Source organism: Delftia tsuruhatensis NBRC 16741, from assembly GCF_001571325.1.
Classification (GTDB): domain Bacteria; phylum Pseudomonadota; class Gammaproteobacteria; order Burkholderiales; family Burkholderiaceae_C; genus Comamonas; species Comamonas tsuruhatensis.
In genome coordinates, this window is the sequence record NZ_BCTO01000035.1 from 16355 (window position 1) to 34678 (window position 18324).

The 18324-nt window shown below is 67.9% G+C and carries 17 protein-coding genes; 13 read left to right on the plus strand and 4 right to left on the minus strand.

The window, feature by feature from the left end; all coding sequences use genetic code 11:
* Nucleotides 1-148: 148 nt before the first annotated feature.
* From DTS01S_RS17805 to DTS01S_RS17865, 13 genes are read left to right on the plus strand one after another with little or no spacing between them, the layout of a single operon-like run.
* Nucleotides 149-2161, plus strand: a complete 2013-nt coding sequence (locus tag DTS01S_RS17805) for a conjugal transfer protein TraG (protein ID WP_009517035.1) — start codon at nt 149-151, stop codon at nt 2159-2161.
* On the plus strand, nt 2158-2622 hold the full coding sequence (locus DTS01S_RS17810; RefSeq protein WP_009517036.1) for a ribbon-helix-helix protein, CopG family: 465 nt from the start codon (nt 2158-2160) through the stop codon (nt 2620-2622). Before DTS01S_RS17805 ends, DTS01S_RS17810 begins: the two co-directional genes overlap by 4 nt.
* Entirely contained in the window at nt 2619-3683 is a 1065-nt protein-coding gene (gene trbB / locus DTS01S_RS17815) for a P-type conjugative transfer ATPase TrbB (protein ID WP_009517037.1), read from the plus strand. The genes DTS01S_RS17810 and trbB overlap by 4 nt, the downstream gene beginning before the upstream one ends.
* Nucleotides 3680-4072: a TrbC/VirB2 family protein gene (locus DTS01S_RS17820; RefSeq protein ID WP_009517038.1), complete on the plus strand. Its 393-nt coding sequence runs from the start codon at nt 3680-3682 to the stop codon at nt 4070-4072. The genes trbB and DTS01S_RS17820 overlap by 4 nt, the downstream gene beginning before the upstream one ends.
* Nucleotides 4069-4341: a VirB3 family type IV secretion system protein gene (locus tag DTS01S_RS17825; protein ID WP_009517039.1), complete on the plus strand. Its 273-nt coding sequence runs from the start codon at nt 4069-4071 to the stop codon at nt 4339-4341. Before DTS01S_RS17820 ends, DTS01S_RS17825 begins: the two co-directional genes overlap by 4 nt.
* Nucleotides 4342-4354: 13 nt before the next feature.
* On the plus strand, nt 4355-6808 hold the full coding sequence (gene trbE, locus DTS01S_RS17830) for a conjugal transfer protein TrbE (protein ID WP_009517040.1): 2454 nt from the start codon (nt 4355-4357) through the stop codon (nt 6806-6808).
* Nucleotides 6805-7530, plus strand: a complete 726-nt coding sequence (trbJ, locus tag DTS01S_RS17835; protein WP_009517041.1) for a P-type conjugative transfer protein TrbJ — start codon at nt 6805-6807, stop codon at nt 7528-7530. Before trbE ends, trbJ begins: the two co-directional genes overlap by 4 nt.
* Before the next feature lie 12 nt (nt 7531-7542).
* The gene (locus tag DTS01S_RS17840) at nt 7543-7842 is read left to right on the plus strand and encodes a hypothetical protein (RefSeq protein WP_009517042.1); all 300 of its coding nucleotides are present in this window, start codon (nt 7543-7545) and stop codon (nt 7840-7842) included.
* Entirely contained in the window at nt 7839-9212 is a 1374-nt protein-coding gene (gene trbL / locus DTS01S_RS17845; RefSeq protein ID WP_009517043.1) for a P-type conjugative transfer protein TrbL, read from the plus strand. The genes DTS01S_RS17840 and trbL overlap by 4 nt, the downstream gene beginning before the upstream one ends.
* 18 nt (nt 9213-9230) lie before the next feature.
* Complete coding sequence (gene trbF / locus DTS01S_RS17850) at nt 9231-9935, plus strand: conjugal transfer protein TrbF (protein WP_009517044.1); 705 nt, start codon at nt 9231-9233, stop codon at nt 9933-9935.
* Nucleotides 9932-10921, plus strand: coding sequence for a P-type conjugative transfer protein TrbG (trbG, locus tag DTS01S_RS17855; RefSeq protein ID WP_009517045.1), 990 nt, complete (start codon nt 9932-9934; stop codon nt 10919-10921). Before trbF ends, trbG begins: the two co-directional genes overlap by 4 nt.
* Before the next feature lie 2 nt (nt 10922-10923).
* Entirely contained in the window at nt 10924-12192 is a 1269-nt protein-coding gene (locus DTS01S_RS17860) for a TrbI/VirB10 family protein (protein ID WP_009517046.1), read from the plus strand.
* Entirely contained in the window at nt 12189-12434 is a 246-nt protein-coding gene (locus tag DTS01S_RS17865; RefSeq protein ID WP_009517047.1) for a DUF2274 domain-containing protein, read from the plus strand. The genes DTS01S_RS17860 and DTS01S_RS17865 overlap by 4 nt, the downstream gene beginning before the upstream one ends.
* 336 nt (nt 12435-12770) lie before the next feature.
* On the opposite strand, the gene nadB is transcribed toward DTS01S_RS17865, so the two are convergent.
* The 4 genes from nadB to DTS01S_RS17885 all read right to left on the minus strand — a co-directional run bounded on the left by nadB (nt 12771) and on the right by DTS01S_RS17885 (nt 18276).
* A complete protein-coding gene (gene nadB, locus DTS01S_RS17870) occupies nt 12771-14273 on the minus strand; it encodes an L-aspartate oxidase (RefSeq protein WP_061288266.1) in 1503 nt (500 codons plus the stop codon).
* 10 nt (nt 14274-14283) lie between these two features.
* A complete protein-coding gene (gene nadA, locus DTS01S_RS17875) occupies nt 14284-15417 on the minus strand; it encodes a quinolinate synthase NadA (protein WP_017405637.1) in 1134 nt (377 codons plus the stop codon).
* A gap of 144 nt (nt 15418-15561) precedes the next feature.
* Complete coding sequence (locus DTS01S_RS17880) at nt 15562-17313, minus strand: sensor domain-containing diguanylate cyclase (RefSeq protein ID WP_016449011.1); 1752 nt, start codon at nt 17311-17313, stop codon at nt 15562-15564.
* Nucleotides 17314-17328: 15 nt separating this feature from the next.
* Entirely contained in the window at nt 17329-18276 is a 948-nt protein-coding gene (locus tag DTS01S_RS17885) for a delta(1)-pyrroline-2-carboxylate reductase family protein (protein WP_016449010.1), read from the minus strand.
* Nucleotides 18277-18324: the final 48 nt, after the last annotated feature.

Here is an 18324-nt window from a genome sequence, read left to right on the forward strand (position 1 = left end):
CTTGCGGCGTTTTTATTGCTTTCGCCTCTAAAGGAAATCTGACTTTTTGGGCCTAAATTGCCGCCACATCGGCCTTTGACCGACCTGCGCGAACGCCTTGATCCTCAGTGCTGCGGCACCTCTGTGTGCCGTGATCGGAGGCGAGGTTATGCAAGGGACGAACGTGCTGTTTGGTCAGATCGCCGTGGTATTCGGCATCGTGATCGCTGGGGTGTGGAGCGCCACACAATGGACAGCAGCAACCCTTGGCTATCAACTACGCCTTGGCTCGCCCTGGTTCGATCTTCTTGGCACGCCGATCTACCACCCGTGGAAACTGTTCGAGTGGTGGTTCTTCTTCGATGCCTACGCGCCCCGCGTGTTCGATACCGGCGGCGCCATCGCGGGCGGCAGCGGCCTGCTGGCGGTGGTGGTCGCCATCGGTATGTCGATCTGGCGCTCGCGCCAATCGCGGCTGGTTACGACCTACGGCTCGGCACGCTGGGCGAACGCGGAGGACATTCGTAGAGCCGGCCTCACACAGCCGGCCGGGGTGTTCCTCGGCCAGCACGATCGCCAGTACCTGCGCCACGAAGGCCCGGAACACGTCCTGACCTTTGCGCCCACGCGCTCGGGCAAAGGCGTCGGTCTGGTGGTGCCGACGCTGCTTTCCTGGCCGGCCTCGGCCGTCATCCACGACATCAAGGGCGAGAACTGGCAGATCACCGCCGGCTGGCGCTCGCGCTTCTCGCATTGCCTGCTGTTCAACCCGACCGATGCGAAGTCAGCGGCCTATAACCCGCTGCTGGAGGTACGGCGCGGCGCGCATGAGGTGCGCGACGTGCAGAACATCGCTGACATCCTCGTTGACCCCGAAGGGGCGCTAGAGAAGCGAAACCATTGGGAAAAAACCTCGCACGCGCTGCTGGTCGGGGCCATCCTGCATGTGCTCTACGCAGGCGAAGACAAGACTCTGCGCGGCGTCGCCAACTTCCTCTCCGACCCGGCCAGTCCGTTCGAGCTGACCTTGCATCGGATGATGACTACGCCGCACCTCGTGAACGAGGAAGGTGGTGGCCCACATCCCGTGGTGGCATCCGCTGCGCGCGAAGTCCTCAACAAGAGCGATAACGAACGCTCGGGCGTGCTGTCCACGGCCATGTCGTTCCTCGGCCTGTACCGCGATCCCACGGTGGCCGAAGTCACCTCGCGTTGCGACTGGCGCATCGCTGACCTGATCGCTGCCGAGCATCCGGTATCGCTGTACCTCGTGGTGCCGCCTTCGGACATTTCGCGGACGAAGCCGCTCATTCGCCTGATCCTCAACCAGATCGGCCGGCGCCTCACCGAGTCGCTCGACGGCTCCGACGGCATTCAGCGCCGCCACAAGCTGCTGCTGATGCTCGATGAGTTCCCGGCGCTGGGGCGGCTCGACTTCTTCGAGACGGCGCTGGCCTTCATGGCGGGCTACGGCATCCGCAGCTTCCTCATCGCGCAGTCGCTCAACCAGATCGACAAAGCCTATGGCCAGAACCATTCGATTCTGGACAACTGCCATGTGCGCGTGACCTTCGCCACGAACGACGAGCGCACGGCCAAGCGCATTTCCGAAACGCTCGGCACCGCTACCGAGCTGCGCGCGCAGCGCAACTACGCGGGCCATCGGCTCGCGCCGTGGCTGGGCCACCTGATGGTGTCGCGGCAGGAGACGGCCCGCCCGCTGCTGACGCCGGGCGAGGTGATGCAGCTTCCGCCTGACGAGGCCGTGGTGATGGTGTCCAGCGTGGCACCGATCAAGGCGAAGAAGCTGCGCTACTACGCGGACGCCAATTTCAAGCGCCGCGTGCTGCTGCCGCCCGCGCTGGCGGAAGGACAGTACGCCGACGCGCCGCCATTGCGGCCCGACGACTGGAGCGGGTTGGCGATTCCCGCCGTGCCCGCTGCGCTGGCCACGGCATCCGCCGATGGCCTGGGTTCCACGGATGACGGCGGCCTGCGCCGCCAGCCCGAGCTTTCCGAAACCGTCGCCTACGACCCCGAGCTGGCCGCGTCCACAGCCGACCTCGCGCTGCTCGATGACGACGACGACCTGCCGCTTCCCCTTCCGCGCCAGCTTGATCCGGCCATGCAGCGCAGCGCCCGGCTGGCTTCCCTCGACCCCAACGACGGAATCGAGCTATGAGCCATTACCGCCTGAACCTCTTTATCCAGCCCGAGCACGCCAAGCGGCTCGACGAACTGGCTGCCAAGAAAGGCGTGTCCAAGTCGTCCATCGTCGCGGCGGCACTCGCATCGTGGCTGTCGCCCGATACCGCCGACCAGCGCGAGGCGGCCCTTGCCAAGCGGCTTGATCGCCTGTCGCGCCAAGCCGATCGCATGGAGCGCGACCAGAACATCGCCATCGAAGCGCTGGCGCTGTTCATCCGCTACTACCTGACCGTGAGCACGCCGGTTGCAGAGGCGCACCAAGACGCGGCACGCGCGCAGGGCAAAGCGCGCTTCGAGCAGTTCACCGAGCAGCTTGGCCGCCACCTGCTGCGGGGCCGCAGCCTAGTGCGCGACGTGGTGGAGGAACTGCATCCCGACCCAATGCGGATGGAAGACGCGGCGGCAGCCACGCAAGCGCAGGAGCGTGCGTCATGAGCGCCGTTCCGCAGCCCATGAGCACCACGTCGCTCGACCGGCGCATCCAAATGCTGCGCACGGCGATGGGGCCGCTGATCGTCGCCGCGCTCGAAGACCCGGACGTGGTGGAGGTGATGCTGAACCCTGATCGCACCCTTTGGGTGGATCGGCTTTCCAGTGGGCGCGCGCCGATGGGCGTGGAGTTGCCGGAGACGGACGGCGAGCGAATCATTCGCTTGGTCGCGGCCCACGTCGGCGCAGAAGTCCATCGCGGGCAACCGCTGCTGTCCGCCGAGTTGCCCGAAACCGGCGAACGCTTCGAGGGCATCTTGCCGCCCGCTGCGCCGGGGCCGGCCTTCGCGCTGCGCAAGCGCGCCATCGGCGTCATTCCTCTGTCGCGCTACATCGAGGACGGAATGGTGACCGCCGAGCAGGCGGGCTTTCTCGTTCGCGCCGTGCGCGAGCGCCAGAACGTCCTGATCGCGGGAGCCACGAGCAGCGGCAAGACCACGCTCGCCAATGCGCTGCTGGCCGAGATTGCCGCTACCGGCGACCGAGTGCTGGTGCTCGAAGACACCATCGAGTTGCAATGCGCGGCCCGCGACCATGTGCCGCTGCGCACGCGCGCCAGCGTCGTGTCCATGACCGAGCTGGTGCGCTCGTCCATGCGCCTGCGGCCTGATCGCGTCGTCGTCGGCGAGGTGCGCGGCGCCGAGGCGCTGGATCTCATCAAGGTGTGGGGCACGGGTCATCCCGGCGGCATCGCCACGATCCACGCCGGCTCCGCGCTGGGCGCGCTGCTGCGCCTGGAGCAACTGATTCTCGAAGTGGCGGTGAATCCGCCCCGTGCGCTGATCGCCGAGGCGGTCAACGTGGTGATCCACATCGCCGGGCGCGGGCGCAAGCGCCGCATCGAGAGCATCGCCCGCGTCGTCGGCTTCGACGGCGTTGGCTACCAATTGGCGGATTGGGGTGCGGACGCGCTGGACACGCCGTTTCCCGAGTTGTCGCCAAACCCCGATGCCGCACCCGCTGCGGCGACCTCCCGATCCCCTGACTCACTTGGAGAACTGCCATGACGCAGATGATCGTTCCTGCTTTCCGTCTTTCCGTAAATCCGCTTTCGCACCTGTCGGGCCTCGCGCGGCTGCGCAGCCTTGCCCGCCCTGCGGGGCACGGGCTGCTGCTGGCCGCGCTGCTGCTGTTCCTGGCAGGCACCGCGCAGGCCGCCGGTTCCTCGATGCCGTGGGAAGGCCCGCTGCAATCCATACTCGAATCCATCCAGGGGCCGGTGGCGCGCATCGTCGCGGTCATCATCATCATCGCCACGGGCCTCGCGCTCGCTTTCGGCGACACGTCGGGCGGATTCCGCAAGCTGATCCAGATCGTCTTCGGCCTGTCCATCGCCTTCGCGGCTTCCAGCTTCTTCCTGTCGTTCTTTTCGTTCTCGGGCGGGGCTGTCGTATGAGCATGCCCGATACCTTCGCGGCCGGGTTCGAGGTGCCGTTGCACCGCTCGCTGACCGAGCCGATCTTGCTGGGCGGTGCGCCGCGAACGGTCGCCATTGCGAACGGCACGCTGGCCGCCGCTGTCGGGCTGGGCCTGCAACTGTGGATTCCTGGCGTGGTGCTCTGGATCGTCGGCCATTCGCTGGCGGTGTGGGGCGCGCGCGTCGATCCGCAGTTCATGGCCGTGTTCGCGCGGCACATCAAGCACCGCCCGCTGCTGGACGTGTGAGGGGGATGCCACGATGCTGAACCTCGCCGAATACCGCCAGCGCCCGGCCTTGCTGGCCGACTGGCTGCCCTGGGCCGGGCTGGTCGCGCCAGGTGTTGTGCTGAACAAAGACGGTTCGTTTCAACGATCGTTCCAGTTTCGCGGCCCTGACTTGGACAGTGCCACACAGGGCGAACTGATTGCCACGTCGGCACGGCAGAACAACGCGCTTCGCCGCACCGGGTCTGGCTGGGCCTTCTATATCGAGGCCGAGCGGGTGCAGGCTTCGAGCTATCCGCAGTCCTCCTTTCCCGAACCACTGTCCTGGATGGTGGATGAGGAGCGACGTGCGGCATTCGAGGAGTCGGACAGCCATTTTGAGAGCATCTACCACTTCACGCTGCAATATCTACCGCCGGAGGAATCTCGCACCCGCGCGGCGGGAATGCTGTATGAGAACCGGCCCACCGAAGGCGTGGACTGGCGCGGCCGGCTCGATGCCTTCGTGGCGGAAACCGATCGCGTCTTCGACCTGCTCGATGGCGTGACGCCGGAGATTGCCTGGCTGGACGACAGCCAGACGCTGACCTACCTGCACGCCACCATCTCGACGCGGCGCTACCGCGTCGGCGTGCCCGAGGTGCCGTTCCACATCGACGCGCTGCTGACCGACTCCGCGCTGGTCGGTGGCCTGGCGCCCATGCTGGGCGACCAGCACCTGCGCGTGGTATCGGTGCGGGGCTTTCCGACCTCGACCTGGCCGGGGATTCTGGACGACCTCAACCGCCTGGGCTTTGCGTATCGCTGGAGCACACGCTTTCTCTGCCTGGACAAATCCGAGGCGGAAAAAGAACTCACCCGCTTGCGCCGCCAGTGGTTTGCAAAAAGGAAGAACGTCATCGCGCTGCTGCGCGAAACGATCTTCCAGCAGGAAAGCCCGCTGGTCGATACCGACGCCAGCAACAAAGCGACCGACGCCGATGCCGCCTTGCAGGAACTGGGCAGCGATCAAGTCGCCTTCGGCTATCTCACCGCCACGGTGACGGTGCTCGATGCCGACCCGGCCGTAGCCGACGAGAAGCTGCGCATGGTGGAGCGGGTCATCCAAGGGCGCGGCTTCGTCACCATCCCGGAAACGCTCAACGCCGTGGATGCGTGGCTGTCATCCATTCCAGGCAACGCTTACGCCAACGTGCGCCAGCCCATCGTCTCGACGCTGAACCTGGCGCACATGATGCCGGTGTCGGCGGTATGGGCCGGGCCGGAGAAGAACGACCACCTCGATGGCCCGCCGCTGATCGTCACGCGCACCGATGGCGCGACGCCGTTCCGGCTGGTGACGCACATCGGCGACGTGGGCCACACGCTGGTCGCGGGGCCGACTGGCATGGGCAAGTCGGTCTTGCTCGCCACGTTGGCGATGCAATTTCGCCGCTATCGCGGCTCGCGCATCTTCGCCTTCGACATGGGCCGCTCCATGCGGGCCACCATCCTCGGCCTGGGCGGCGAACACTACGACCTGGGCACGGATGGCGAAATCGCCTTCCAGCCACTGGCACGTATCGACCGCGAGGGCTACCGCACCTGGGCCGCCGAATGGATCGAAGGCCGCTTGCTGCACGAAGGGGTGCCGGTCGGCCCTGACGAGAAGGCCGCCATCTGGTCGGCGCTGGGAAGCCTTGCCGGTGCGCCGATGGGGCAGCGCACGATGACCGGGCTTTCCGTCCTCTTGCAGTCCAACGCGCTGCGCCAGGCGCTCGCGCCGTATGTGCTCGGCGGCGCGCACGGCAAGCTACTGGATGCCGACCATGACCGTCTCGGCATGGCCGACGTGCAGTGCTTCGAGATGGAGGAGCTGATGCACAGCAAGGCCGCCGTCATGGCCGTGCTGCATTACCTCTTTGCGCGTTTCGACGAACGCTTCGACGGTGCGCCCACGCTGCTAATCCTCGACGAAGCGTGGCTGTTCCTCGACGACCCGGTGTTTGCCGCGCGTATCCGCCAGTGGCTCAAGACGCTTCGCAAGAAGAACGTCAGCGTCATCTTCGCCACGCAGAGCCTCGCCGACATCAAGGATTCGAGCATCGCGCCCGCGATCATCGAGAGCTGCGCGAGTCGGATTTTCTTGCCCAACCCGCAGGCCACCGAGCCGCAGATTCGCACGATCTACGAAGGCTTCGGCCTCAACAGGCGGCAGATCGAAATCGTCGCCACCGCACAGCCCAAGCGCGACTACTACTACCAATCCCGCCTCGGCAACCGCCTGTTCGACCTCGACCTGGGGCCGGCGGCGCTGGCGTTTGCGGGCGCATCTACGCCACAAGACCAGCGCGACATAGACCGCGTGCTGCTGGACGCCGGCGTGCCCGGCTTCGCGGGCGCGTGGCTGCGCCATCGCGGCCTTGATTGGGCGGCCGATCTGTTGCCCTCGTTCCCCGGCCTCGCGCCGGGTTCCCTTGCTGACCAACCCCTGGAGAACCTGCCATGAAGAAGCGTCTTATTGCCGCCGCCATCGCGGCCATGCTTTGCACCGCCACCGCCCATGCGCAATGGGTCGTGGTCGATCCCACGAACCTCGTGCAGAACACGCTGACCGCGATCCGCACGCTGGAGCAGATCAACAACCAGATCCAGCAGCTCCAGAACGAAGCGCAGATGCTGATGAACCAGGCGCGCAACCTGGCCAGCCTGCCGTCCAGCGTGGTCGGCCAGTTGCGCGCCAATCTGGCGACCACGCAGCGGCTGATCGACCAGGCGCGCGGCCTGGCCTACGACGTGACCAATCTGGATCGGGAGTTTCAGCGCCTGTACCCCGAGCAGTACGCCGCCACGGTGAGCGGCGACCAGATGTACCGCGACACGCAGGAGCGGTGGAAGAACACGCTCAACGGCTTGCAGACCACGATGCAGATGCAGGCCCAGGTGTCGCAGAACCTGGGCGAAGACGAAAGCGCGCTGGCCGACCTCGTGGGCAAGAGCCAGTCGGCCCAAGGTGCGCTGCAAGCGATGCAAGCCATGAACCAGTTGCTGGCCTTGCAGGCCAAGCAATCCATCCAGTCGCAGCGGCTCCAGATCACGCAGGATCGCGCTGCCGCGCTGGAACTGGCGCGGCAGGCGGCAGCCACGGAGCGCGGACGCGAGGTGACGCGCCGCTTCCTGGGGAGTGGCACGCCGTACACGCCGCAATCCGTCGATTTCTACAACCACTGACGAGGTGCGGCCATGAAGTACGCGCCTGTCGTGTTCGCTCTCGCGTTCCTGCTGTCCGGCTGCTTTCAGCCGCTGTCGGTGGCTTCACTGGCCACCGATCCATCCCGGTTGCACACGCTGCGCGCGCAGTGCCGCGCGGGCGCGCACGAAGGCGCGTTTTGCGCGCAGGTGGCCCAGGCCGACCTGCGGCGCTTTCTCTCCGGCCAGGCCGGGCCGGGCGAGTACCAGACGCTGGCCGACCTGCCGCCGATTCCGCCCAGCTTCGATGAACCCGCCGATGCCAAAGAACCTGGGCAGGAGGACTCGCCATGAATGACGTGACGGTGATTGACCGCTTCCTCGATACCTTCTCGCGCTACATCGACTCGGGCTTCGGGCTGCTGCATGGCGAGGTGGCGTTTCTGACCGCCACGCTGATCATCATCGACATGACGATCGCCGGGCTGTTCTGGGCGATGGGCCATGCGGTCGGCCAGGGCGAAGACGTGTTCGCCAAGCTGATCCGCAAGGTGCTCTATGTCGGTGCCTTCGCCTACATCATCGGCAACTTCAACACGCTGGCCGGCATCCTGTTTCGCTCCTTCGCCGGGCTCGGCCTGACGGCCAGCGGCTCGACCTTGAGCATGGAGAACTTCCTGCACCCTGGGCGGCTGGCCAAGGTCGGCATCGACGCCGGGGCGCCGATCCTTGAGCAGATCGGCAATATGGCGGGCTTCCCCGAGGTGTTCGTGAACATCACGCCGATCGTCGTGATGTTCCTCGCGTGGCTGATCGTCATCCTGTGCTTCTTCGTGCTGGCGATCCAGCTTTTCATCACGCTGATCGAGTTCAAGCTGACCACGCTCGCGGGCTTCGTGCTCGTGCCGTTCGCACTCTGGAACAAGACCGCGTTCCTCGCCGAAAAGGTACTGGGCAACGTGGTGTCGTCCGGCATCAAGGTGTTGGTGCTCGCGGTCATCGTGGGCATCGGCTCGGGGCTGTTCGCCGAGTTTCAGGTACATCCCGCCGAGCCATCCATCGACCACTCCTTGGTCGTGATGCTGGCCTCGCTGACCCTGCTGGCCTTGGGCATCTTCGGGCCAGGCATTGCAACTGGGCTGGTGTCTGGCGGGCCGCAGCTTGGCGCTGGTGCGATGGCCGGTGCTGCGCTGGGCGCTGCGGGCGCTGCCGTTGCCGTCGGCGCCGCAGCCACGGGCGTTGGCGGCGCGGTAGCCGCTGGAGCGCGCATGGCGCCCGCAGCCGCAAGGCTGGCCGGCAGCGGCGCGCGGGCTGCTGCTGGAGCCGCCAGCAGCGCGCGGTCGGCGTTCCAGGCCGGTTCTGCTTCGGCAGGCGGTGGCCTCAAGGGTGCCGCTGCGGGCTTCGGCAATGTCGCCAAGACAGGCGCTCAGGCAGCCGGGCAGAAGGTGGCCGATGGCGCGCGTTCGATGAAGGAACGTACCGCCGCAGCTTTCCGCCAGGAAGGCACGACTTCGGCGGGAGGCGGTACAGCCGCCGCATCGGGCGGCCCAGCGTCTGGTGGTGATACGCCCTCCACCGCGCCGCAAGAGCAACCCGCCTGGGCCAAACGCCTGCATCGCCGCCAGCAACTCACCCATGCCGCAACCACCGCCGCCCACGCGCTGCGCGGGGGCGACGGCGGCAGCTCCAGCCAGGGGCCGAGTCTGCGCGATTCCGATTCCTGATCTTCAAGGAGAACAACCATGCGATTCAAACGACCGCAGGTGCGCTACGCCGATACGCCGCAGCCTGCGACCCCTTACCAGTCCGCCGCGCAGGTGTGGGACGAACGTATCGGTTCGTCCCGCGTGCAGGCCAGGAGCTGGCGCCTGATGGCTTTTGGCTGCCTGACGCTGGCGGTGCTGATGGCCGGCGGCCTCGTGTGGCGTTCCGCGCAGTCCATCGTGACGCCCTACGTGGTGGAGGTGGACAACGCGGGCCAGGTGCGCGCCGTGGGCGAGGCCGCCACGCCGTACAAGCCCAGCGATGCCCAGGTGGCCTACCACCTGGGCCGCTTCATTGGCCTGGTGCGCTCGCTGTCCATCGACCCCATCGTGGTGCGGCAGAACTGGCTGGACGCCTACGACTACACCACCGACAAAGGCGCCGTGGTGCTCAACGAGTACGCCCGCGTGAACGATCCGTTCGCGCGCATCGGCAAGGAGTCGGTGACGGTGCAGATCACCAGCGTGACCCGCGCGAGCGATGCCTCGTTCAACGTGCGCTGGACGGAACAACGCTTCGTCAATGGCGCTCCTGCCGGCACCGAACGCTGGAACGCGGTGATTTCCATCGTGCAGCAGACCCCGCGCACCGAACAGCGCCTGCGCAAGAACCCCCTAGGCATCTACGTCAACGGCCTGTCGTGGAGCCGCGAACTGGATTCTTCCGAAGGAGCAAAACCATGAATGATCTTTTCCGTAAATCAGTTTTGCCGGTGATCCTGCTTGCCCTGGCGGGCTGCGCCACGCAGGGCAAGCCGCCGCCGACCATCTCGCTCGATGAGCCGGTGCAGGCGCAGAAGCTGCCGGAGCCGCCCGCACCTGTGGAGGCGGTCGCCGTGCCCGAGGTGCTGCCAATGCCGGCGCAATTGAAGCCGGCGCCCGAGGGCGAAGAAGCCAAGCCGGTGCCGGAGCCGGCCGACGAGAAGGTGCGCGTCTCACGGGCCAATACCGAGGCGCGAGTCGCGCCCACGCGCGAGGGCTACGTCAATGCGATTCAGGTCTGGCCCTTCACGGATGGCGCGCTGTATCAGGTCTATGCGGCCGTGGGCCGCGTGACCGTGATCGCGCTCCAGCCGGGCGAGGAGCTGGTGACGGTGGCCGCTGGCGACACGGTGCGCTGGATCGTCGGGGACACATCGAGCGGCAGCGGCGAAGCGCTGCGCGTCAACGTGATGGTCAAACCGATCCGCTCGGGCCTCAAGACCAATCTGGTCATCACCACCAGCCGCAGGACGTACCTGATGGAGCTGACTTCGACCGAAAAGACATGGATGGCGTCGGTGTCCTGGGAGTATCCGAAGGACAAGATGCTGGCCTTGCAGCGTCAGGCACAGGCGGCCAGCGCCGTCGCGCCGGTCGATACCGGGCTCTCGCTGGAGAAGATCCGTTTCCGCTACACGGTCAGCGGCAGCAATCCGCCGTGGAAGCCGCTGCGCGCCTTCGACGACGGGGAGAAGGTCTATATCCAGTTCCCGCCCGGCATCGCCCAGGGCGAGTTGCCGCCGCTGTTCGTCATTGGCGCACAGGGCGATGGGCAACTGGTGAACTACCGCTTTCGGCCGCCGTACTACATCGTGGATCGCCTGTTCGGCGCGGCCGAACTGCGCCTGGGAGGCGACAAGGGCGACGTGGTGCGCATCGAACGCACGGACGGCACGCGGAGGAACTGACCATGAGCCAGGACGACACTCCCGACCTCGCCACGCCACAGGCGGGCAAGGTAGCGCCCGAGGCAGTGGCGCTGCGCGCACAGCCGCGCCCGGTCACGCGCCTGAACCGGCGCACGCTGGCCATCCTCGTCGGCGGCCTGTCGGTCGCCGTGCTCGGGGCCACGATCTGGTCATTGCAGCCGCACCGGCGCGACGCGGGCGAACAGACCGAGCTTTACAACGTCGATCGCGTATCGAAGTCCGAGGGGCTGGATGGCCTGCCTTCCGACTACTCGAAGCTGCGGAAGGTGCCCGAGTTGGGGCCGCCGCTGCCGGGCGATCTCGGCCCGGCCATCGTGAACTCGCAGCAGCCGGCCATGGCCGCTTACACGGCCCCCGGCCATGATCCGAATGACGCCTTGCGCAAGGAAGCGGAGGCCGCTGCGGCTTCGTCGGTGTTCTTCCGCTCGGGCGGCCAAGGCCAGGCGGCCGCCACGGTGGCGCAGGCGGCGCCGGGTGCGAGCGGTGCCAGCACACTCGCGGCTTTCGACCCGCTCGCTGCCGGGCCTGCCTCGACGGCGGCCCAGCCTGCCGACCCGACCGCCGTGCAGAACCGGCAAGAGCAGAAAGAGGCGTTCCTGAAAGCCGGTTCTACGGAAACCCGCAATTCCGGCAATTTGGCGCTGCCGGCGTCGCCGTATCAGGTGATGGCCGGTACGGTGATCGCAGGCGCGCTGGTGACGGGCATCAAGTCCGATCTTCCGGGCGATGTGATCGCCACCGTCACGGAGCCGGTCTATGACACGGCCACGGGCAAGTTCCTGCTGATCCCGCAGGGATCGCGCATCCTCGGCAGATACAACAGCCAGGTCAGCTACGGGCAGAGCCGCGTGCAGGTGGTGTGGAACCGCGTCATCCTGCCGGACACGTCCTCGCTGACACTCGACAATCTCGTGGGCACCGACCCGGCCGGCTACGCGGGCCTGGAAGACGACGTGGACTGGCACTGGAAGCGCATCTTTGCCGGTGCGGTGCTGACGACGCTGCTGGGCGTCGGCGCCGAGCTGGCCGCGCCGGAGAACCGGCAGGACGGCAACCGCATCGTGATCGCCGGGCGCGACAGCGCGCAGGACAGCATCAATCAGGTCGGGCAGGAGATCACCCGGCGCAACATGAACATCCAGCCGACGCTGACGGCACGGCCGGGCTTGCCGGTTCGGGTGATCGTGGCGCGCGACCTCGTGTTGCGTCCTTACCAACCCATGTTCTATCAGCTTGAAGGTGCGCGATGAGTACCGCCCGAAAACTCCGCCTCGGCCCGTTGCCGTCCAGCGGTAGCACGAAGCTGACGTTCACCTGCCCGGCCAGCCTGAAAGCCGACCTCGACCGTTACGCCGCGCTGCACGCACAGGCGTATGGCGAGGCGGTCGATGCGGTGACGCTGATCCCGCACATGCTGGAGGCGTTCATGGCGGGGGATCGGGGATTCAGGAAGGGAAGTGGGAACAAGGCCGCACCGCCGAAGCCGGGTTGACGATGCGGGCGCATCCACCATCCGCTCACGATGAAAGCGCAGCCTCGGGCTGCGCTTCCGTTTTTGGGAATGGATTGCGACCAGCCGGGGCATAGATGGCTATGCGATCTTGCCCGCTGCGGCGCCCCTGCGTTTGCCACCGCGAAGCACCCATGTGGCACCTAGCTAGAAATGCAGCAAGAGCGCGCCGCAGCCTGAATCTAGGCTAACCTATTGCCCCATAAGCCCTTTCGCACCGCTGCATGTCTGCAAGAAAGACTTGACAGCGGACATTTTTCATCGCTGGGCCGCCCCAAGATGAAAAGCGGCCCCCTTGGGGAGCGTGGGGGTCATTCTTCATTCCACCAGCGCCGGTGTGGCGTCGATGCGCGAATGCGCGCCGCAGCTCTCGCGCCGTGCGGCGGCAGCCGTGGCCATGAGCCAGCAGACATCGAGCTGGTTGCGCAGCGCATGGCCTGCGGCAGGTGCCAGCCTTTCCCGCCATGCCGCAATGCGCTGCACGGCCTGTGCCAGGCCCTGGTCGCTGCGCTGTATGCCCACGCAGTCCTGCATGAGCTGGCGCAACTCCTGCGCGACGGCGGCCGTGTCCTGCTCCTGTGCGCCGGCCTGCAGGGTTTCGGTCGGCCGGGCCGGCGCCGGGGCGGCAGCCGGCTGCTGCGCGATGGCCCGGGCGGCCGCGCGGCCCATCACCACGCATTCGAGCAGCGAATTGCTGGCCAGCCGGTTGGCGCCGTGCAGTCCGGTGCGCGCCACCTCGCCGATGGCGTGCAGGCCATCGACATCCGTGCGCCCGTCGATATCGGCCAGCACGCCGCCGCAGGCGTAGTGGGCGCAGGGGGCCACGGGAATCGGCTGCGTCGCAATGTCGATGCCATGGCTGGCGCACAGGGCCATCACGCCCGGGAAATGCGACTGCAGCCAGGCGCGGGGCCTGTGGCTGATGTCCAGGTGCACGAAGGCCAGGCCATGGCGGTCCATCTCGTGCCGGATGGCCCGGGCCACGATGTCGCGCGGCGCCAGTTCGGCCCGCTCGTCATGGGCAGGCATGAAGCGCGTGCCGTCCGGCAGGCGCAGCAGGGCGCCTTCGCCACGCAATGCCTCGGAGACCAGGCCGGCCGCGCGGCCGCCCACCTGCAGGGCTGTGGGATGGAACTGCATGAACTCCAGATCACCCACGCGGCAGCCCGCGCGCCAGGCCATGGCCACGCCATCGCCCGTGGCGGTGGCCGGGTTGGTGGTGGTTGGATAGACCTGCCCCAGCCCGCCCGTGGCCAGCACGGTATGCGCGGCATGCCAGCGCTGCTGGCGGCCATCGGGCAGGCGCACCAGCGCGCCTGTGCAGTGCGCAGGCTGTCCTTCGGTCAGCAGGTCCAGCGCGCTGGTGTGTTCATGCAAATCGATGTTCGCGCGCTCCCGGCAGGCGCGCAGCAGGGCGGCGTGCACGGCCTGGCCGGTGCAGTCGGCGGCATGCACGATGCGGCGGCGGCCGTGGCCGCCCTCGCGCGTGAGGTGCAGGCCACCGCTGTCGTCACGCGTGAAAGGCACGCCGTGGGCCACCAGCCAATCGATGGCGTCGGGCGCCTGCTCAAGGATGGCGCGCACGGCCTGCGCATCGCACTGGCCTGCGCCCGCGACCAGGGTGTCCGCCAGGTGTTCGTCGATGCTGTCCTGTGCATCCAGCACGGCGGCAATGCCGCCCTGGGCCCAGGCGCTGGCGCATTCCTCGGCCGCGCCCTTGCTGAGCAGGGCCACGCGCAGATGCGGCGGCAGCGACAGGGCAGCGGCCATGCCGGCCAGGCCGGCGCCGATGATGAGTACGTCTGTGCAAGGCTGTGTCATGGCGCTGTCCTCAGGCGGGACCGAAGTGCTGGAAGAGCGCCGCATCGCGCGCAAGGTCGCCGCTGGCGCGCACGGGCTGGCGGTGGCCGGCCGCGAAAGCCAGCATGCGTTCGATGGGCCGGCGCGCGGCCTGGGCGATGGCGGGGTCCACCTCGATGGCGCACAGGCCCTGCTCCAGGGCCAGCTCCACGCCCTGCAGGCTGTTCATCGCCATCCACGGGCACATGGCGCAGCTCTTGCAGGTGGCGCCCTGGCCGGCCGTGGGCGCGGGCAGGAAGGTCTTGCCCGGGTAGCGCATGCGCATGTCGTGCAGGATGCCCTGGTCGGTGGCGACGATGAAGGTGTCGGTGGGCAGCCGGCCAGCCGCGTTGATGAGCTGGGTGGTGGAGCCCACCACGTCCGCCTGGGCGGCCACGGCGGCCGGCGACTCGGGATGCACGAGGATGGCGGCCTGCGGATACTCCAGTGCCATGGCGGCCAGTTCGTCGGCCTTGAACTCGTCATGGACCAGGCAGGAGCCATGCCACAGCAGCATGTCGGCGCCGGTCTGGCGCTGGATGTGGGCGCCCAGGTGGCGGTCGGGCGCCCAGAGGATCTTCTCGCCGCAGGCGTGCAGGTGGGCCACGATGTCCTGTCCCACCGACGATGTGACCACCCAGTCGGCGCGCGCCTTCACCGCCGCGCTGGTATTGGCGTAGACCACGACCGTGCGGTCCGGGTGGGCGTCGCAAAAGGCGCTGAACTCGTCTGCCGGGCAGCCCAGGTCCAGCGAGCAGCTGGCGTCGTCGTCGGGCATGAGCACGCGCTTTTCCGGGCTGAGGATCTTGGCGGTCTCTCCCATGAAGCGCACGCCGGCCACGACCAGGGTGCTGGCCTGGTGCTGGGCGCCGAAGCGCGCCATCTCCAGCGAATCGCCCACGCAGCCGCCGGTCTCGCGCGCCAGGTCCTGCAGTTCGCCATCCACGTAGTAGTGGGCCACGAGCACGGCATCGCGCTCGTGCAGCAGGGCGCGTATGCGCTCGGTGGTCCGAAGGCGCTGGGCGCGGTCCAGTTCAGGGGGAATGCGGGCCCATGCCTCGCCGATGCCGCACTGGCCGGCGTGGGAGAAATGGGGCTTGTCGTACTGCACGGATTTGAGCTGCATGGTGGCCGTCCGGGACTGTGGAAAAGGTCTGGTGATGGCTGCGAATAATATGCTCAATTTGAGTATTAGTGTGATGTTTTTTCCCGCACTGGTGTTTTGCGGCAGGCGGCAAGCCGAGGGGGCAGAAAGCGGCGCGGGGCCGTCTCAGCGCTGAAGCTGCACGTTGTTGCGGCCTGCGCCCTTGGCCTCGTACAGCGCTTCGTCGCCACGGCGCAGCATGGCGGCGGCCGTGTCCGTGGTGCCGCGCAGCGTGGCCACGCCCACGCTGGCGGTGACGGGCTCGCCGTGGGCCATGGGCGTGGAGGCCAGCAGTTCGCGCAGTTGCTCTGCAATGGCCACGGCCGCGTCGGCCGTGGTGTCGGGCAGCAGGGCCAGGAATTCCTCGCCCCCCATGCGGGCCAGCACGTCGGACTCGCGCAGCCGCATGCGGAAGGCGCGCGCCAGGGTGCGCAGCACGGCGTCGCCCATGTCATGGCCATGCTGGTCGTTGATGCGCTTGAAGTGGTCCACGTCGATGACGAGCACGCTCAAGGGGCGGCCGCTGCGGCGCGCCAGCGCCATGGCGAAGTCCAGCTGGAAATCGAAGCCCCGGCGGTTGAGCAGGCCCGTGAGCGGATCGCTGCGCGCCTGGTGCTCCAGCTCGGCATTGGCCTGCTGCAGCTGCAGGGTGCGCTCGCGCACCTGGCGCTCCATGGCCTCGTTGGCCGAGCGCAGCTGGGCAATGCTGCCGCGCAGCGCCTGCGAGAGGCGGTGCACTTCGCGGCTGCTGTGCAGCTGCGGAATGTCCGGCGCCGCGCCGCTGCCATCGATGCCGTTGGCCGCGCGGGCCAGGCGCTTGAGGTCCTGGCTGAGCCTGCGTGCCACCAGCCAGGCGATGACGGCGGCCACCAGCGCCGCCGCCAGGCCGCCGGCCAGCACCTGGTGCATGGCCTGGCGCGCGGGCGCATAGGCGCTGTCGTGCGGCTGGCGGGCCACGATGTGCCAGCCCATGGCCGTCACCCGGTTGTGGGCCTGCAGCGGCACGGTGGCCGTCAGAAAGCTCTGCGGGCTGTCCTGCCAGCGCGCCACCTGCACGGGCAGCAGCGTGGCATCGGACGTATCGGCAGACACGGTATGGGCCACCGGCAGGCGCTGGTCCAGCGCCTGCAGCGGCTCCAGGCTGTCGCCCGGGGCGTGGATGATCTTGCCGTGGCGGTCAAAGATGAAGAGGCCGATCTGGCGATCCCCGCTGTCGGCCTGCTGCAAGGTCTGCATGGTCTCTCGCACCCATTCCCAGCTGCTGTGCATGCACAGCACGCCCTGCGTGAGTCCGCCCACGCGGATGGGCGCTGCAAAGTCCATGAACCGGCGCGGCGCGCCGTCGGCCGGGGGCGCAAGCAGCGCGGCCATGCGCGGCGAGGAGGCACGCACGTCGCCCACATGCACGCGCTGCAGCCCCGGCTCGAACCAGGGCCGGTCGCTGACATCGTGGCCCACCAGCAACTGGTCGGTGGCGCTGCGCACCGTGCCCTCGGCGTCAGCCACGCCTATCCAGAGGTTGGACGGCGTCAGCGAACGGGCGCGGTTGAGCAGCGCTCCCACGCCCGGGGAATCCAGCCCTTGCACCCACAGCTCCGGCGAAGCGGCCAGCACCTCCACGGTATGGGCACGGCTGAACAGCCCTTCAGACAACTGCCGCGCCGCGTTGGAGGCCATGGCATGCAGCGAGGCGCTGACCTCGCGCTCCATGCGCCAGCGCAGCAGTTCGCCGAAGGCCAGTGACATCAGCACCGTCACGCCCACCAGCAGCGAGCCGAAGACCAGGGCCAGTTGCGTGCGCAGGCCCAGGCGCTGCCAGCGGCCGGGCTCGGTGCTTGGGGGCGGGGCGGGGGAATCCGGGGGAGAAAGCTCGTTCAACGCAGAAATCCGTCGTCAACTGTTCTGAAGCGCAGCCCGGCGCATTGCCAGGCGGGTGGCCGCAAGGTCCCAGCCCCCCCATCCGCAGGATTTGAACAGCACCGGCACCTGCGGGCGCAGCCATTGCTCGCGCACCACCTGCTCCAGCGTGGGCAGGGCGGCCACGTCCATGCCCGCCTGCAGCAGATCACCCGCTTCGTGCAGCGCATCTGCGGTATCGACGACGACGCGGCCCGCCTGCGCAAGGTCCAGGCACAGGCTGGGCGCCAGCTCCACCATCTGCGGCGTGAAGGCGCCCACGGCCGATACAAAGGCATCGGCGCGCGGGGCTGCATGCAGCACCACGGCGCGGGCCGGCGTGCAGGTCACGATCAGCGGGCAATGGCGCGCGGCGGCCTCCAGATCCTGCACGGCACTGGCCTGCAGGCCCATGGCATGCGCCTGGCTGACCAGTGACTGGGCGCTTTCGGCGCTGCGCGATGCCACCTGGACCTCGCGCACGCCCAGGCCTGCTGCAAAGGCCTGCATATGGGCCAGGCCCTGCACGCCGGCGCCCACGATCAGCAGCGGGCCCTGCGGATTGGGAGCCAGCCTTTGCGCGGCCAGCAGCGATACGGCGGCCGTGCGCCGCGCCGTGACCGTGGGGCCGTCCAGGATCAGGCGGCGCTCGCCCGTGGCCACATCGAAGACCACCACATCGCCCTGGATGGTGGCGCGCGGCGTGCCGGCATTGCCGGGCGTGAGGCTGATCAGCTTGGTCATGGCCACCTGCCCATCGGTGGCGGGCATGCAAAACAGGCTGCCTCCTGCGGGCAGTGGCATCACGATGCGCGGCGGCACCTGCACTGCCCGGGGCTGCAGCAGTACAGCCGCGATCTCTTCGGCCAGCTCCTTCCAGGGCAGCAGGGCGGCCGTGGCCTGCGCGTCTAGGGCGGCGGAGGAGTGCGTGCTGGAATGGCTCATGGCCGCGACTGTACACAGTAGGCGCGCGCAGGCCAATGCGCGATGTGT

Excerpts from the sequence above, each read along its gene's own strand:
- DTS01S_RS17825 (WP_009517039.1), top strand. The coding sequence starts at position 4,069 with ATGAGCATGCCCGATACCTTCGCGGCCGGGTTCGAGGTGCCGTTGCAC.
- DTS01S_RS17865 (WP_009517047.1), top strand. The coding sequence starts at position 12,189 with ATGAGTACCGCCCGAAAACTCCGCCTCGGCCCGTTGCCGTCCAGCGGT.
- nadA (WP_017405637.1), bottom strand. The coding sequence starts at position 15,417 with ATGCAGCTCAAATCCGTGCAGTACGACAAGCCCCATTTCTCCCACGCC.
- DTS01S_RS17860 (WP_009517046.1), top strand. The coding sequence starts at position 10,924 with ATGAGCCAGGACGACACTCCCGACCTCGCCACGCCACAGGCGGGCAAG.
- nadB (WP_061288266.1), bottom strand. The coding sequence starts at position 14,273 with ATGACACAGCCTTGCACAGACGTACTCATCATCGGCGCCGGCCTGGCC.
- DTS01S_RS17840 (WP_009517042.1), top strand. The coding sequence starts at position 7,543 with ATGAAGTACGCGCCTGTCGTGTTCGCTCTCGCGTTCCTGCTGTCCGGC.
- trbG (WP_009517045.1), top strand. The coding sequence starts at position 9,932 with ATGAATGATCTTTTCCGTAAATCAGTTTTGCCGGTGATCCTGCTTGCC.
- DTS01S_RS17820 (WP_009517038.1), top strand. The coding sequence starts at position 3,680 with ATGACGCAGATGATCGTTCCTGCTTTCCGTCTTTCCGTAAATCCGCTT.
- DTS01S_RS17885 (WP_016449010.1), bottom strand. The coding sequence starts at position 18,276 with ATGAGCCATTCCAGCACGCACTCCTCCGCCGCCCTAGACGCGCAGGCC.
- trbF (WP_009517044.1), top strand. The coding sequence starts at position 9,231 with ATGCGATTCAAACGACCGCAGGTGCGCTACGCCGATACGCCGCAGCCT.
- trbE (WP_009517040.1), top strand. The coding sequence starts at position 4,355 with ATGCTGAACCTCGCCGAATACCGCCAGCGCCCGGCCTTGCTGGCCGAC.
- trbJ (WP_009517041.1), top strand. The coding sequence starts at position 6,805 with ATGAAGAAGCGTCTTATTGCCGCCGCCATCGCGGCCATGCTTTGCACC.
- DTS01S_RS17810 (WP_009517036.1), top strand. The coding sequence starts at position 2,158 with ATGAGCCATTACCGCCTGAACCTCTTTATCCAGCCCGAGCACGCCAAG.
- trbB (WP_009517037.1), top strand. The coding sequence starts at position 2,619 with ATGAGCGCCGTTCCGCAGCCCATGAGCACCACGTCGCTCGACCGGCGC.
- DTS01S_RS17805 (WP_009517035.1), top strand. The coding sequence starts at position 149 with ATGCAAGGGACGAACGTGCTGTTTGGTCAGATCGCCGTGGTATTCGGC.
- trbL (WP_009517043.1), top strand. The coding sequence starts at position 7,839 with ATGAATGACGTGACGGTGATTGACCGCTTCCTCGATACCTTCTCGCGC.